Source organism: Akkermansia sp. UBA7090 (assembly GCF_002493465.1).
In the GTDB taxonomy this organism is placed as follows: domain Bacteria; phylum Verrucomicrobiota; class Verrucomicrobiia; order Verrucomicrobiales; family Akkermansiaceae; genus Akkermansia; species Akkermansia muciniphila_A.
Genome location: NZ_DKYW01000012.1, coordinates 1 through 14,859, shown reverse-complemented (window position 1 = coordinate 14,859; position 14,859 = coordinate 1). Strand labels below are relative to the sequence as shown.

Here is a 14,859-nt window from a genome sequence, read left to right as displayed (position 1 = left end):
GGCAAGGATTCCAAAGACCACATCAATGCCCGGGGGCCAGCTTCAGCCCGATAATGCCTATCAGAAGGAAAGATGCCGCCAGCATGCGCCAGATATTGGTGGAATCCCCGAACCACAGAATACCAATCAGGAACGTTCCCAGCGCGCCAATGCCGGTCCACACCGCATAAGCGGTGCCGATGGGGATGCTCCGCTGGGCAAGCCACAAAAGAAAACCGCTCAGAATCATGCTGAAAACGGAGCAGGCGATGCAGGCGGCAAATTTTCCGGGCCCTGTGCCGGGCGTTTGAGAAAGTTTGAAACCCAGCGGCCACCCGATCTCGCAGAGACCGGCCAACACCAGATAAATCCAGGACATATATTGAAACGGGGAATCACCTTCCGCTCGCCGGCCTTCCCGAACGGAAAAAGCTCCAAGGGCAACGGATGCCTTGCAGAATATCTGCCCGGCGTTTCCGATCAAGGCAATAATTTTTTATGACCCCGTATGAAATGGGACGCACACTGTTTCAGCGGCTTTAGGAAAATGGTTCTTTTTCTTTCAAACCGTCTCAAATATCTTTGAGACGGAAACCGCAGCCCTGTGATACTGGCACCGTTATGGCTATTCATTATTTACTTGCCGCCATCGTTCTGACCGGAACATGGCTTCCACGGGAATCACGGCCACTACATGGATAAGCGCCCCACATCCCAGTACCTGTGCGCCGGATGGTCTTTCTGCCTGGGAGAAGCAGAGTCAAGGCTTGTCACGACCAGCATGCCGCATTCTCAACCAATGGATACGGAAGCGCAGCTAACGTCCATTGATTTCAATTTAAGAGAGGTTGGAAAAGACGAGGCGGTATCCAAAACATTATCGGCAAACCGGACAACACCACTTTTACAGGGATTCATCCTTTCCAAAAATATCATCTTCAAAGAGTTACTTCAAAATCCATTCCACCTGTACGCTGCTCCTCCCGCCTTTGAGGCTATCAGGCAATAAAGTCCGACCTTCTTTCTTCCATAACGCTCCGCTACGGAAGAAAGCAATTCAATTTCCCCCCCGGAAACACCTCCGGGAGGGAAAAACGTATTAGCTGACTTTCCTCTATTTGAGGACAGGAGCTTTTTTGCCGGGAGCCAGCCCCGCATCCTTCCCATCCGTCAGCCATTCAATGGTAATGGGAACAAACTTCAGCTTTTTAATATGCTCCTGGTTCTCCTCATAAAGCACCCCGACGACGCCGGGTTCCACCATGGCGAGGCTGGAATAGGCAAAACCTCCCTCGCCCAGCAGTTTCTTCACCGGCCAGGTCTTGCCGTTGTCATAGCTCATGGCCACCTGTCCCTTAATGCGCCGACCCGCGCTGGGGCCGGAAAACAGGATGCGGCTTTTGCCGCCGTAAACAGGCTGGTTGCTCAGGGAATACGTCATCAGGGAATTCTGGGTACTGTCGCAGAACAGCTCCGGAGCGTCCTCCACCTGCCCCCAGGTCTCCCCGCCATCCTGGGACCACGCGATGCGGCGGCATTTGCCGGCGCCCCAATGGCGCGCAACCATCACCACGCCGCCGTTATCCGTTTCCGCAATGGACGTCTCATTCACCATGCCTTTCATATTGGCAGTCGGCTGGCTCAGCTTCCAGCTCTTGCCGCCGTCATCGCTGTAAATGCAGGAAATCACCCATTTGCCGAACGGCCCTTCATTCATCGGAATCACCAGACGCCCCCTGTGGGCGCCGCTCTTCAGCTGGGTGCCCGCATTGGGGCCGGACGCCATAATATCCACTCCGGAAGGCCGCTTGGTCGTCTTCGTAATCTCCTGCGGATTCGTCCAGGAGGAACCTCCGTTCCTGCTCTGGATCATGAAATTGCGAATGCACTTTTCATCATCCCATCCGTCCGGGATATTGGGCTGCCGTTCCTTGACGCCGGCAGGATAACGCTGGAACACGACAGTCACGGTTTTGGTTTTGGCGTCATAAACAGGGCACGGATTATTAAACGTGGCTCCATGAGCCTTGGCAATCGCCCGGGGCCGGGACCAGGTCTTCCCGCCATTCTTGCTGACGCTCATGATAATATCATTCTCCCCCTGGTCGGTATTCTTGTACCGCCCTTCGGCGAATGCCAGAAGCTGGCCCTTGCCGATACTGAGCAGAGCGGGAATGCGGATGGAGGCATAGGGATTGCCCTCCCCGGCGCTGAATACGGTCACAGCCCTGTCCGTAGGGAAATCGCTTTTCTTTTCCTGCCCGAACGCCGGCAATGCCACGGCGCATACGGCACTCATCAAACACTTGAATACGGAATTCATCATCTCTTCCACCCTATTCCATTTTCCCCTTCCGCACAACAACCATGTCATGCATGTGCGCAAAAACCAGAGAAAAAGGAGTACGGAAGAGGAACGCGCGGCAGAAACGCGATACCGCCGCCGGGAAACGCCGGAAGACTTCGACTCAAAGCTCAAACGCGACGGCAGAGAACGTCCTCATCCGGATACGGCAACCCGGAAAAGCGTCCGCCGGAACCGGGAAATATCCGGGAACGTGAAATCGGCTGAAAAAAATCCCTGCCGCAACGCCAAAACCATTCCACACATCAACCGCCCAGCCTTTTTCCTGACGGACTGCCTGCCTATTTACTCATCAAGAGAAAAATGGTGAAAGAAGAAGAAAACGGAACCTGTATCTTGTAACATCACAGAATCACCTGCTTCCCGCACTGTCATGAACCGAATCCTTCCATTATTATCCCTGCCCCTGCTGTCGCTCGCAGCGGCATTTGCCGCCAACACGCCGGAACACATCGGCAATGACCTCAAACTGTTCAAAGACTCCTCCTGCACCTCCCTGAAGCCGGATGTCAAAGACACCTCCGCTTTTCAGTCGGACGCGATGAAGGAACTCGCGGATAAAATTCTGGCAGGCCATTACAAGCCGGACTACCTGTATGCCGAATACCGGGCTCTTCCCTCACCGCGCCAGACGGGGAAAAATCTCAGAATCGGCGACGGATTCAGTAAGTACGACAACATGACGGGCGTCTATCTGGAAAAGGGGAAACATATCGTCCTGGTCGGCAAGACAGAGGGGCAGGAAATCAGCCTCCTGCTGCCGAACCTGATGCGCAAGCCGGCCGAAGGAGTGCAGCCCACAAAAGACCCCAATGGCTGGGGATTGCACAAAAAGCAAATTCCGCTCAAGGAAGGAATCAACATCATTGACGTGGAAACGCCCGCCAACGCCTATATCAGCTACTTCTCCGAAAACGCCGGCAAAGCTCCGAAAATCCCCGTCCACTTTGTGACCGGCAAAGCCAACGGCTACTTTGACACCACCCGGGGCGACACCAACAAAGATTGGGTTCGTCTGCTTGACCAGGCCGTCTCTCCGATCATGGATGCCCGGGGAAAATACATCCAGGTTGCCTACCCCGTAGAATTCCTGAAAAAATTCACCAAAGACCGCGGAACCGAACTCATCAACGCCTACGACAAGCTCATCGGCATCCAATACCAGCTGATGGGACTGGATAAATACGGCAAAATCCCGAAAAACCGCGTTCTGGCCCGCGTGAACTTCAACTACTACATGTTCCGCGACGGAGACGGAGTCGCCTACCTCGGAAACGACGGGACAATGCGCATGGTCACCGGCCCTGAAAACGTTCTCAAGGGAGACGCCTGCTGGGGATTCTCCCACGAAGTAGGGCACGTCATGCAAATGCGCCCGATGACCTGGGGCGGCATGACGGAAGTCAGCAACAACATCTTTTCCCTGCAGGCCGCAGCCAAAACAGGCAATGAAAGCCGCCTGAAGCGCCAGGGTAGCTACGACAAGGCGCGCAAGGAAATCATCGAAGGGGAAATCGCCTACCTGCAATCCAAGGACGTCTTCAACAAGCTGGTTCCCCTGTGGCAGCTCCATCTTTACTTTACCAAAAACGGACACCCCGACTTCTATCCTGACGTCATGGAGTACCTGCGCAACAACGCGGGAAACTACGGAGGAAACGAGACCGTCAAATACCAGTTCGAATTCGTCAAAGCATGCTGTGACGTCACAAAAACCGACCTGACGGACTTCTTTGAGAAATGGGGATTCTTCAAGCCCGGAAAATTCCACATCGGTGACTATGCCCAATACGACTTTAACGTCACCCCCGAAATGGTGGCGGAAACGAAAAAGTGGATTGCCGGCAAAGGCTACCCGAAACCTGAAACCGACATCACCAAACTAAGCGAGTAAAGAGATCCGGCAATTCCGACAATTCCTTTTAATCATCAAATATGCTGCAAACGGGTAAGAAAAACAGGAACCCAAGTTTAATTCTTTTGAAAGTATTTTTGATGATGGAAGCTTATTAAGAGCTTAAACTCCCTCACCAAGGGTGGAATCATTGCTGATTCCACCCTTTTTCATTTTTACGCTCCTACGACATTTCTTGCCATATGGGATACGGGAAATGGTACAATACACCCACCAGATCAAACACACTACCCCAATCGGCAGCTTATCCTTGCTTGGTCTCAAAACATATACAAGGAGACATCCGTATAAAAGGGGGCTTTCTCAAATGCTTTAAAATTGTTTTTCCAAAAAATGGAAACCTTTTCCCATTAGAAAATGTATCAAACATGAACAGGCAAAAAATCCAATTTGTTCACTTGTAAAGCAGAATTATTTTTTACGGTAATTTTTCAGATTTGCCGATGTTAATACCCATCATTCCTCTGGAATCCTTACAAATGATTCTGAAAACATTAAGAATAAAATAATCAGCTTATCGTCTTCACCCAATAGCATTTACGGAATACTGATACTATCAATGATGCTGTACATTGGATGAATAGGGATTTTGGAAATACTGGAAAACAGAAAATAAATTTCAAAAATATACTACAATGATCAAGTTATAAATATTTTAGCCTTACCCTATAATATAAAATATATGGAGAATTCCGAAATGTATACTGTAGTATATCTGAAATTTATTGCTATGTAAATGAATATGTTATAAATAAAATCGTCTTACTTAATAAGGGAGACAATGGATAAGAAAGTTCCAAATGTATGATTAAGTATGACTGGATTCCAGGACTTCCAAGATCAATCAGTTTTATACGAAGGTATTAAAAAAATCATCCCTTAATTTATAACATAGACAGTGATTCCTACCAAAATCAGCACCAAAATTAAAATCCCATAGATCCTAAACTTGTTAACCATTTTATGAGATGACATAGAAACCTGTTTAAACTGCTCAAGGGCTCTACCTGCACATTCTTGGATTTGAGATAAAATTATTGTAGATATTTCAATAGAAACAGAATCAAAAAACTCTGTCATTTTTATTGCCAATTCTAATCGTTCAGGAGTATTCGGAAGTGGTTCATTTTGAAAGCAATTACATTTTTGGAGAATAAAAGTGTTTTCACTCATATTTAACTCTTTTGATTTTGCTTGAATAAAATATGTTCCTAGCCGCCCTACACCTGTTTTACCTTGCTTTATTAGATCTAAGTATGTTGATGCTCGATTTTCAATGAAATCATAGCTCATGTTTGGAAACAACAAATTTAGTTCCTTTTTATAGACTAATTCCATTACCAATTTGGGGAAACTTTTTGACAGTTTAATAAAAGTCATACTTCCAAAAATCGCTATATAAATACAAAACTCAAGACAACCATCTTGAGTCATATTTTTCATCAAAAAAGAATTAGAATTTTTTTCTAATGATTTGAATAAAGGATAAAATACAGATTCATCAGAATAAACGGGTAGAGAAGGGAGATCATTCATGCACAGTTAGTATAATATAAAAATAATATTATCAATTAATTATAAATAATCAATTCGAAAAATTCTAATTGTAATAGATTCAGGAATTGAAACAACAATTTAATTTTAGATGGACCTCAGATTTTGAAAAATTCATCCACGGAAAGGATTGATGGTAAGAAAATTTAAAAAGTAAAATAGAATTATTTACTTTAGTCTTGTTTCGTTGATTTTCTCGATTATTCATCGGATCAATTTACTGAATATCAAGAGCCAGAAGATTCTGAAAATCTTACAGCAAAATTATCCTACATAATTTCGATAAGAAATAACTGTTTCACAGAAACACATACGCAATATTCCGTCCAGTTTCTTCTTCCAACTATCCCCATCTCTTCCCCACACCCTTCCAAACAAAAACCACAATATATTCGTAAGGAGTATATTGTGGTGGAAAATTGATGGCGGACAGGGAGGGATTCGAACCCTCGGTACCGGTTTGCGGTACACACACTTTCCAGGCGTGCTCATTCGACCACTCTGACACCTGCCCGTTGGAGATTGTGCTAGATAGGAAAGCAGGGGCAGAATAATGGCAGAAGAGAGGTTTGGCAATCTTTTTTTCATCCAGAAGGAATTTTCCCGTCTTCCTCGAGTTTTTCACGTTTCCGGCTGTTGCTCGAAAAGGATGAAAAGCGCCCCGACAACACGAGGAAGTCTTCAACAGGCATAAGCAGAAACAAAGCGTATTTTGAGAAGCTTGGAAAGGAACAGGTTTCCGTGGTTCATAAAAATCCTCCATGAGAGTATGGCAGATTTCCTCCCGTCCTGCCCTGTTTTTCCCGCGGAGCAAATAAAAATTTTTCTCTTTCTCCACCTTTACGGCTTCCGGGCAATCGGGCAAGGTTCAGGCAAGAACCTCTATTGATAAACTTGCTTCCGTCCAGACTCAAGAATTGACCAGCAGACGTTTGAGGAATTTCAGGAGCGAGACGGGAAGAGAAGATTGAAGGATTCCGGAAGCCCAGAGTTTCTAGAGTTCCGGGAACACGCGGCAGGAATGAAAACCCACGCTGAAAGAAGAGAAGGCGGGACATGCCGTTTCACCGAGTATCATCATTTCCACGGCTCCGCATTCCTCCCGTCCTCAAAAAAGGCCAAAGGCTTCCGGCATGTCCCGGAAAAGGCGTTTCCCGACCGCACTTCCCCCTTGACGGATGCCCCAAAGACAGGTTTGCTAGTCCTGCGCATGGGAGAGTCCTTTTACACACGCACCACGGAGGCCCCCTCCTCCGCTTTTGATTTGTCCCTCAGACCACCCGCTTTCAGCGAGTTCTGCGGGCAGGAGAAGATTAAGGACCGCCTGATGCTGATGGTGGAAGCCGCCAGACAGCGCGACGACGTGCTGGATCACATCCTGTTGAGCGGTCCCCCGGGCCTGGGGAAGACGACGCTTGCCAATATTATCGCGAATGCCGTCGGCTGCCGCATTCATACGACTTCCGGCCCCCAGATTGAAAAGGCGGGAGACCTGGCCGGCGTGCTGACCAATCTGGAAAAGGGGGATATTCTGTTTATTGACGAGATCCACCGCCTGCACCCGGCCATTGAGGAGTATCTGTACCCGGCCATGGAGGATTTCCGGCTGGATATTATCATCGACCAGGGGCCGAACGCCCGCTCCATCCAGCTCAACCTGCCCAAGTTCACCCTGGTGGGGGCCACCACCCGCGCCGGGATGCTGACCAGCCCGCTGCGTTCCCGCTTCGGCCTGGTGAACCGGCTGGATTATTATACGCGGGAGGAGCTGTGCGCCATTATCGAACGGTCCGCGGGGCTGCTGAACGTGCCCGTGGACCCGGAGGGCGCCCTGCAGATCGCGCTGCGCTCCCGCGGCACGCCCCGCGTGGCCAATTCCCTGCTGCGCTGGGTGCGGGATTACGCCCAGGTGCGCGGCGACGGCGTGATTACGGAGCAGTTGGCGCACGACGCTCTGACCATGATTGAGATTGACGACGATGGCCTGGACGAGATGGACAAGCGCCTGCTGGAAGCGATGATTTACAAATTCAACGGCGGCCCGGTGGGCCTTTCCTCCCTGGCGGTGGCCGTAGGGGAGGACGCTTCCACGCTGGAGGACGTGCACGAGCCTTTCCTGATTATGCAGGGGTATATCAGCCGCACCCCCAGGGGGCGCGTGGCGATGCCTTCCGCCTATCTCAAGATGGGAGCCGCGCCGCCCGCCAACGGTCAGGGGTGGCTGTTGTAGGCCATTCATTTACGGCATGGAAGGAGTGCTGCGTTTTGTGCTGGTCATCAGGCCCGCTTTCTTTTAGACTGTTTCCACATAAAACGTCAGGACGTTTTCTGTTCATCATACGCCCAAAGCTATGGCCGCACATTCTGATACTCCCTTTAAAAGACTGCCCGTCAAGATTATCGGTACGGGTTCCTATGTTCCGGAACGCCGCCTGACCAATGCGGATCTGGAAAAGATGGTGGACACTTCCCACGAATGGATTATTGAACGCACGGGCATTGTGGAACGCCGCATCGCCGCCCCTGACGAGTACACTTCCCATATGGGGACGAAGGCCGCCCAGCGCGCTCTGGAATCCTGCGGGCTGAAGCCGGAGGATATTGACCTGATTATCGTCGCCACCATCACGCCGGATACGTTCACCCCTTCCACTTCCTGCTATATCCAGGATGCCTTGGGCGCCAAGAATGCCGCCGCCTTTGACATTTCCGCCGCCTGCTCCGGCTTCCTGTTCGCCATGAAGACCGCCGTCCAGTACATCGGCACCGGCCAGATGAAGACGGCGCTCATCATCGCCGCGGAAAAACTTTCCACCGTCGTCAACTGGGAGGACCGCAGCACCTGCGTCCTGTTCGGGGACGGCGCCGGAGCAGCCGTGCTCCAGGCCTCCACAGGGGAAGAGGGGGAAGGCTCCGTCCTTGCCACGGATATCGGTTCGGACGGCTCCCTGCATGACCTGCTCCAGATTCCGGGCGGCGGCTCCCGTTGCCCCACCACCGCGGAAAACGCCCATGAACGCCTGGCCACCCTGGCCATGCGCGGCAATGAAACCTTCCGCCATGCCGTCACGCGCATGAAGGCCTCCGCCGCCAGCGTCATTGAACGCGCCGGCCTCACGGCGGACGATATTCAGCTGATTATTCCCCACCAGGCCAACCTCCGCATCATTAACGCCGTAGCGCAGCGCCTCTCCATTCCTGAAGATAAGGTATTCGTGAACATTGAGAAGTACGGCAACACGTCCGCGGCCGCCGTCGCCATCGCCTTTGACGAAGCGCGCCGTTCCGGCAGATTCGGCAAGGGAGACAATGTCGTCCTGGTCACGTTCGGCGCCGGGCTTACCTGGTCCGCCGCCGTTATCCGCTGGTAATATTCTTTTTCATACTCCCCCATCATCATGACCACTGAACCATACGGCAAAAAAAATCCGTTTCCCGCTCCCGTCCTCTCCGTCAAGCACATCACCGGGGAAGGCAGTCCCAAGGAAACTATCCACATTGAATACAGCCTGGACGGTTCCGGGATGAATTACATTGCCGGGGATGCCCTGGCCGTCATTCCCTCCAATGATCCCGCCCTGGCGGACGCTCTGATTGACAAGCTCGGCCTCAGCCCGGATTCCCAGGTTTCCACGCCGGAAGGGGAAACCGCAAGCCTGAAGGACGCCCTGGTTCACTGCTATGACATTACCAATGTCAACAAAGCCCTGCTGACCAAATGGGCCGCCGCTTCCGGCAGCCAGGAGCTGGACGCGCTTCTGGCCGGGGATAAAGACGCCCTCAACGATTTCCTGTGGGGCCGGGACGTGCTGGATCTGGCCACGGAATACCCCGCTTCCTTCGAATCCGCGGAAGCTTTCGCCGGCATTCTGAAAAAGATCATGCCGCGCCTTTATTCCATCGCCTCCAGCCCGAACGCCCATCCCGAACAGGTTCATCTGTGCGTGGGCGCGGTGCGCTACACGGCCCGTGACCGCAAGCGCGGCGGCGTCTGTTCCACCTACATGGCGGACCGCCTCCAGCCGGGCCATACGGCCAGGGTATTCGTACATACCAACAAGAATTTCCGTCTGCCGGAAGACGGGGACACTCCCATCATCATGGTAGGCCCCGGCACCGGCATCGCCCCCTTCCGGGCATTCTGGGAGGAACGCATCGCTTCCGGCGCCAAGGGCGGCAACTGGCTGTTCTTCGGCAATCCGTACAGGGCTACTGACTTCTGTTATGAAGATGAGCTGACCCAATTGACCGGCACCGGTAAACTGAAGTTGTCCGTAGCCTGGTCCCGCGACCAGGAAAAGAAGGTGTATGTGCAGCACCTCATGGTTCAGGAAGGCGAAGAGCTCTGGAAATGGCTGGAAGCCGGCACCTGCTTCTATGTCTGCGGAGACGCCTCCCGCATGGCGAAGGATGTGGACGCCGCCCTTCATGAAGTGATCCAGACCTGGGGCCATAAGACTCCGGAGGAAGCCGCAGAATATGTGGCGGACATGAAGCAGCACCGCCGTTACCAGCGGGACGTGTACTAATATCCGGGACAACGCCCCTAATTTTGCTACCGCGCCTTTCCATCATTTTTGGGAAGGCGCTTTTTCTTTTTCCAGAGAAAACCGCTACGCATCAATCCGGCCTCTCTCCCGGCTTCCTCCATGACAGCTCCGGCTGTTTTCCCGTCAATCCCAGCCGGAATAAAACACCCTCCCCTGTCCGAACGCCGGCTTCTTTCAATCCGGAAAAGCCATCTTCCGCTCCCCCTCTCCGTAAAAAATAACGCCGGCCTGAAAAGAACCCATCCGAGCAAAAGTTCTCCCCCCGCTTCAAGCGTTTCCTTACCCTCACTCCAAAGTCTGCCGAGTTCCGCAAACGGCCCTTTTTACTTTCCTGAGCTTGAAAAAGAAGACCATGCAGAACAAATACAGCTTCTGCGGCAGGCAGTGGACGATCCCCATCCATCCCGGCCGCTTTAAGGCCCATCTCCGCCGAAAGGAATAACTCCACCAATCCTGCTGCCGGTCAATGCTGTTGATTATTTTTCTCCTCTCCTCCATTTCGGCAAGCAGTTCTTCCCGCGAACGAAAAACCGGAACAAGGCCCTCCAGTAATTCCCCGCACAATTCCAGCCCCGCCTCCTTGCTTTTTTTCAACTGGCTTTTCATTTCCAGCTCCCTTTTTTCAAAGGCCTTCGCCGTCCGCATGTCGGCAAACCGGAACGCGCTGTTGACGGCGCAAATATTTTTAAGGGCAAACCGGTAATAATATAAGGATATGCCCGGCATTTCATAAATATTGCCCTGAAGCCATGCGTGAAACCCCATCAAATCGTCCTCAAAACTGGCCGTCATCCGCAGGGAGTTGCCCCATTCGCAGGCGCTCTTCCTGATCATCATGCTTCCGCCGTAATGGGCAGCAGAAGAAAAGGCCCCCTCTTGAAGCGCAAGAGTCGGCATTTCCCGCGGAGCAGCAGGGAAGGCCGGGAATTCAAACGCAACGCCCGGTTCCTCATAGACGCTGGTCATCTGGCTGACCACAGCCACGGCATCCGGGCGTTCCATCACCGCCCAGGCAAAAAGCCTGCATCTCCAGGGGAAGGAACAATCGTCCCCATCCTGACGGAGAATCCATTCATGGGAAGCCAGACCAATCGCCTGCCGGATATGAGGCCCGCGCCCCAGCGGCGTTTCATTCCGGTTCAGGAGTACCCGGTACGGCCCCTTATATTGAGCCGCCATTTCCTGCATGACAGCGAAGGTCCCGTCGGACGAGCCGTCATCCGAAAGAATAATTTCAACCGGCCCTTCATAATCCTGCCCGAATACGCTCCGGATAGCATCCCTGATGCAGCTCTCCTCATTATGCCCGGTCAGGATAATGCTGATGGAAGGAAGTTCCGAAGGGTTCATGAAGAAAAAACACGGAAAAGAAAACGTCAACCATGAAGAGGACAATGTCCTTCTCTATTCATTAATAAGGCGTCACGTTCATACCGGATTCCAAATCCGGGGTCAAGGGTTGATTTTTACACCAAGGAACTTATGTGGCGCGGACGTTTTGTCATCAAGAATCTCCCCCCTTACGGGCAGGGGGCCCGAAGCCAGGAAAACAGGGCGAAAGATTCTGCTTTCCCTTATTGCCCCCAAAACAAACATTTTTCATAAGCAATTATTTTTTAGAACCATAGAACTCTTAGAACCAGACCTAGCCGGAATACCTCCACACCCCATAGGTTCCATGAGGTCTTGGGACAATTCTCTATCCATTCATGCTGAATCCTGAATTTTCCAATCGGATTTGGAATTCGCTATGACAGATTCATTCGCGCACTGATGAATCATGGGAGGAACAATAGATTCGCCCCCCGCCATTCACCGGTTGCGATAGTTACACCCCCATCAGAATCATTTTCTCCATATCCTGATTCCCGTTCCACTCACGAAGCAGTTCATCATTCCCCTTACATGCAGAAACCATTCTTCAGCATTATTATCCCGGCTTATAATCTGGAGAATTATATTGCTGCCGCCCTTCAGTCAGTACTGGTTCAAACATTTCAGGATTTTGAGATCATCATCGTGGATGACGGTTCTTCCGATGAGACCGTTTCCATCATTCAATCTTTTCATGACCCCAGAATTCGCCTGGTTTCCCAAGTTAACGGCGGCGTGTCTCGGGCGCGAAACGCAGGGATGAAGAAGGCCGTGGGGGCTTACACCGCTTTCCTGGACGGAGACGATTACTGGTATCCCGAGCATCTGGAGCTAGCAGCCGATTTTTTCAACCGTCATCCGGAGATATTGGCCTATGCCAACCGTTACATGAGGGATGAACTGGAGGCCATCCCGCCGCGCCCTCCATCTTATCCCGAATCTATCCGGAGGCTGGGGATCCGGGGAGTGCTCTTCATGAATTCCAGCAGTGTAATCCTGAATTCGTCTCTTGCGTCCCGTCTTCCCCCCTGGGAAGAAACGATGCCCTATGGGGAAGACGGCCTGTACTGGACACGGTGCATGCGGGGGACAGGTCTGATCGGGCTGGGAGGCTCCGTCACCTCCATTTACAGGCAGAGAGCATCTTCCGCCATGCATGATGAGCATTATCAGCATGTCTCCCTCCACTCACTCATTGCGCCTCTACTGAATGAGCTTGAAGCCATGAAAAATCCCAAATGGCAATTTGCCGTTCATTATCTGGTCATCAGGGAATTGCATCCCCAAAGACTGTTATCGCTCAACGTAGAGGAACGGATTTCCCTGACAGGCAGGATCAGGAAAATCATGCACCCATGCCTGAACCGTCCGTTTTTGGATTCCTATATGAAAGCGTGTTCCGCAAGGGCAGGCATGGAACAATCATTTTCCGCTCTCATGGACAGAACCATGTTCTCCTGCAAATGGCTGGACCACCTGGAAAGGATAGGACGCTCCCTATTTTTCCGGCTGCAAACCAATAACGGAACGGAGAACAAACACCCAAATCCAGTCCGTTCACAATCATGAATATCGTATACGCTACAGACGATAACGGCGCTCTGGGAACGGGCGTGAGCATTGTGTCCCTCATGGAGAATTTGCCGCCCGGCGTTCATGCCGATATTTACATCATGACTGGCGGGTTAAGCGGTGATAATACGGCCCGTTTCCATTCCCTGCAACAGGGCTACAATCTCCATTTGCACTTTATTGACATGAAGGATAAATATACGGATTTCCCCGTCGGTTCCAAATGGTCGGCGGCAACATATTACCGTCTTGGCCTCGCAGGGGAACTTCCCGCCACGGTAGAACGCGCCCTTTACGTGGATATTGATACCATTTTCAACAGGGACATAAGCCCCATGTATGAATCAGAATTCGGAGATTGCCTCATTGCCGGCGTTTTCACCACGGAAGATTTATCCGAGGAATCTTTTTCACGCTGGAAGAGAGAAATGAATCTGGACCGGGACTCCATTTACATCAATGCCGGCGTCATTCTTTACCATATTGGAAGAATACGCGAAGAACGTTTTGAATCCCAGGTTTTATCCTGGGCGAAAAACAATATTCACCGCCTTTCCTGGCAGGATCAGGATATTTTGAATGTATGCTATCAGCAGCGTATCTTGTTACTTCACCCTATGTGGAACATTTGCGACGGGGCTATCTGGTCCATTCGCTGGGAAGGCGTGAAAAGCTTCAGAAATAATCCCCTAAAGTCGGCGGACCTGCTGGAAGCCGCCAAGCGGCCGGGCATTATCCACTACTGGGGCCATCCCAAACCCTGGCATCCCAACAATATTCGCCAGGATTATGGATTGTTCTACAAGTATTGGAAGAAATCTCCGTGGAAAGATGACATCAGGGATTTCCGGAAGCAAAACGATCCCGGCCGGATGTTCATCTCCAAAATGAGATGCCTCCTGGGAAAGGGAAAACGGCTTTTACAGGGCAAGCATCAATAGAAATACGGAAGGAGAGGCCTTATTTTTTCGTTACCCGGCCATTTACAAGCCGCCTTTTATGGGAAAATGCCGGAGCCGGCTATTTTTTAACAAGCCGACTTAACTCCCTTCCGGAATTTTCCCGGATCCGGGAAAAACCGGCCGCATACGACTTCAGGAACGCCTCAACGTTTTATGCCTGATGATTTTTCCGGAGTTTTATCAATAGTAAAAAATCATTCATTTATGAAAGTTGATACTATTAAGGGAAGTTCCTATGTAATGACCTGTACAAAAGCTTGTACTGTAAGCGCCATTTTCAATTCCGGAGAGACGTCCATGCTTATTCTGGAAGCAGAGAAAAAAGGGCAATACGGTTTTGCGGCCCCGACGGACGCCATAGAAGTATCCGATGAAGACGCTTTGATCACCCAGGTTTTCAAAACAGCCGTTCCAGGGCTGCCGGGCCAGAACGGCATCAGGCAAGGAGAAAATGCCGAATTAAAAAACCTGACGGCGGAATCCGGCACTTTTACGGGGACCGTCAACGCCAACGGCGGCATTAATATCCCGCTTGCCGTGGGGGCGGCAACAGATATGTCAGCAGTCAACCGCCTTTACGCCGCCGGG

14 protein-coding genes and 1 tRNA gene are annotated in these 14,859 nt (G+C 51.3%); 9 read left to right on the top strand and 6 right to left on the bottom strand.

The window, feature by feature from the left end; all coding sequences use genetic code 11:
- Positions 1 to 22: 22 nt before the first annotated feature.
- Positions 23 to 358, bottom strand: a complete 336-nt coding sequence (locus B3075_RS05170) for a DMT family transporter (protein WP_290488292.1) — start codon at positions 356 to 358, stop codon at positions 23 to 25.
- A gap of 315 nt (positions 359 to 673) precedes the next feature.
- Here B3075_RS05170 and B3075_RS05165 point away from each other — a divergent pair, with 315 nt between their 5' ends.
- Positions 674 to 988, top strand: a complete 315-nt coding sequence (locus tag B3075_RS05165; protein WP_290488293.1) for a hypothetical protein — start codon at positions 674 to 676, stop codon at positions 986 to 988.
- Between the two features lie 105 nt (positions 989 to 1,093).
- On the opposite strand, the gene B3075_RS05160 is transcribed toward B3075_RS05165, so the two are convergent.
- On the bottom strand, positions 1,094 to 2,278 hold the full coding sequence (locus B3075_RS05160) for a sialidase family protein (RefSeq protein WP_290488294.1): 1,185 nt from the start codon (positions 2,276 to 2,278) through the stop codon (positions 1,094 to 1,096).
- A gap of 7 nt (positions 2,279 to 2,285) precedes the next feature.
- On the opposite strand from B3075_RS05160, the gene B3075_RS05155 reads away from it, so the two are divergent.
- Both B3075_RS05155 and B3075_RS05150 read left to right on the top strand, forming a co-directional pair.
- Positions 2,286 to 2,654: a hypothetical protein gene (locus B3075_RS05155; RefSeq protein WP_290488295.1), complete on the top strand. Its 369-nt coding sequence runs from the start codon at positions 2,286 to 2,288 to the stop codon at positions 2,652 to 2,654.
- Between the two features lie 63 nt (positions 2,655 to 2,717).
- Complete coding sequence (locus tag B3075_RS05150) at positions 2,718 to 4,238, top strand: M60 family metallopeptidase (RefSeq protein WP_290488296.1); 1,521 nt, start codon at positions 2,718 to 2,720, stop codon at positions 4,236 to 4,238.
- A gap of 900 nt (positions 4,239 to 5,138) precedes the next feature.
- Here the strand turns inward: B3075_RS05150 and B3075_RS05145 are convergent.
- The 3 genes from B3075_RS05145 to B3075_RS05135 all read right to left on the bottom strand — a co-directional run bounded on the left by B3075_RS05145 (position 5,139) and on the right by B3075_RS05135 (position 6,871).
- Positions 5,139 to 5,795, bottom strand: a complete 657-nt coding sequence (locus B3075_RS05145; protein ID WP_290488297.1) for a hypothetical protein — start codon at positions 5,793 to 5,795, stop codon at positions 5,139 to 5,141.
- Positions 5,796 to 6,236: 441 nt separating this feature from the next.
- Positions 6,237 to 6,327: transfer RNA gene (locus tag B3075_RS05140), tRNA-Ser, on the bottom strand.
- A gap of 232 nt (positions 6,328 to 6,559) precedes the next feature.
- Complete coding sequence (locus B3075_RS05135; protein ID WP_128153446.1) at positions 6,560 to 6,871, bottom strand: hypothetical protein; 312 nt, start codon at positions 6,869 to 6,871, stop codon at positions 6,560 to 6,562.
- Between the two features lie 152 nt (positions 6,872 to 7,023).
- Here B3075_RS05135 and ruvB point away from each other — a divergent pair, with 152 nt between their 5' ends.
- The 3 genes from ruvB (at position 7,024) to B3075_RS05120 (ending at position 10,342) form a co-directional block, all read left to right on the top strand.
- Positions 7,024 to 8,043, top strand: coding sequence for a Holliday junction branch migration DNA helicase RuvB (gene ruvB, locus B3075_RS05130; protein ID WP_012419681.1), 1,020 nt, complete (start codon positions 7,024 to 7,026; stop codon positions 8,041 to 8,043).
- A gap of 121 nt (positions 8,044 to 8,164) precedes the next feature.
- A complete protein-coding gene (locus tag B3075_RS05125; RefSeq protein ID WP_094136820.1) occupies positions 8,165 to 9,184 on the top strand; it encodes a beta-ketoacyl-ACP synthase III in 1,020 nt (339 codons plus the stop codon).
- Positions 9,185 to 9,211: 27 nt separating this feature from the next.
- Positions 9,212 to 10,342 (top strand): sulfite reductase subunit alpha, encoded by a 1,131-nt coding sequence (locus B3075_RS05120; protein WP_290492038.1) that lies wholly within the window; start codon positions 9,212 to 9,214, stop codon positions 10,340 to 10,342.
- Between the two features lie 306 nt (positions 10,343 to 10,648).
- Here B3075_RS05120 and B3075_RS05115 read toward each other — a convergent pair whose 3' ends face one another.
- Positions 10,649 to 11,713, bottom strand: a complete 1,065-nt coding sequence (locus B3075_RS05115; protein ID WP_290492037.1) for a glycosyltransferase family 2 protein — start codon at positions 11,711 to 11,713, stop codon at positions 10,649 to 10,651.
- A gap of 555 nt (positions 11,714 to 12,268) precedes the next feature.
- On the opposite strand from B3075_RS05115, the gene B3075_RS05110 reads away from it, so the two are divergent.
- The 3 genes from B3075_RS05110 to B3075_RS05100 all read left to right on the top strand — a co-directional run.
- Positions 12,269 to 13,306 carry a glycosyltransferase family 2 protein gene (locus B3075_RS05110; RefSeq protein ID WP_290492036.1) on the top strand — a complete coding sequence of 346 codons (1,038 nt, stop codon included), beginning with the start codon at positions 12,269 to 12,271 and terminating at the stop codon, positions 13,304 to 13,306.
- Positions 13,303 to 14,250, top strand: a complete 948-nt coding sequence (locus B3075_RS05105; protein ID WP_290492035.1) for a glycosyltransferase family 8 protein — start codon at positions 13,303 to 13,305, stop codon at positions 14,248 to 14,250. The genes B3075_RS05110 and B3075_RS05105 overlap by 4 nt, the downstream gene beginning before the upstream one ends.
- Before the next feature lie 318 nt (positions 14,251 to 14,568).
- On the top strand, positions 14,569 to 14,859 hold a 291-nt coding region (locus B3075_RS05100), incomplete at its 3' end, for a hypothetical protein (protein WP_290492034.1).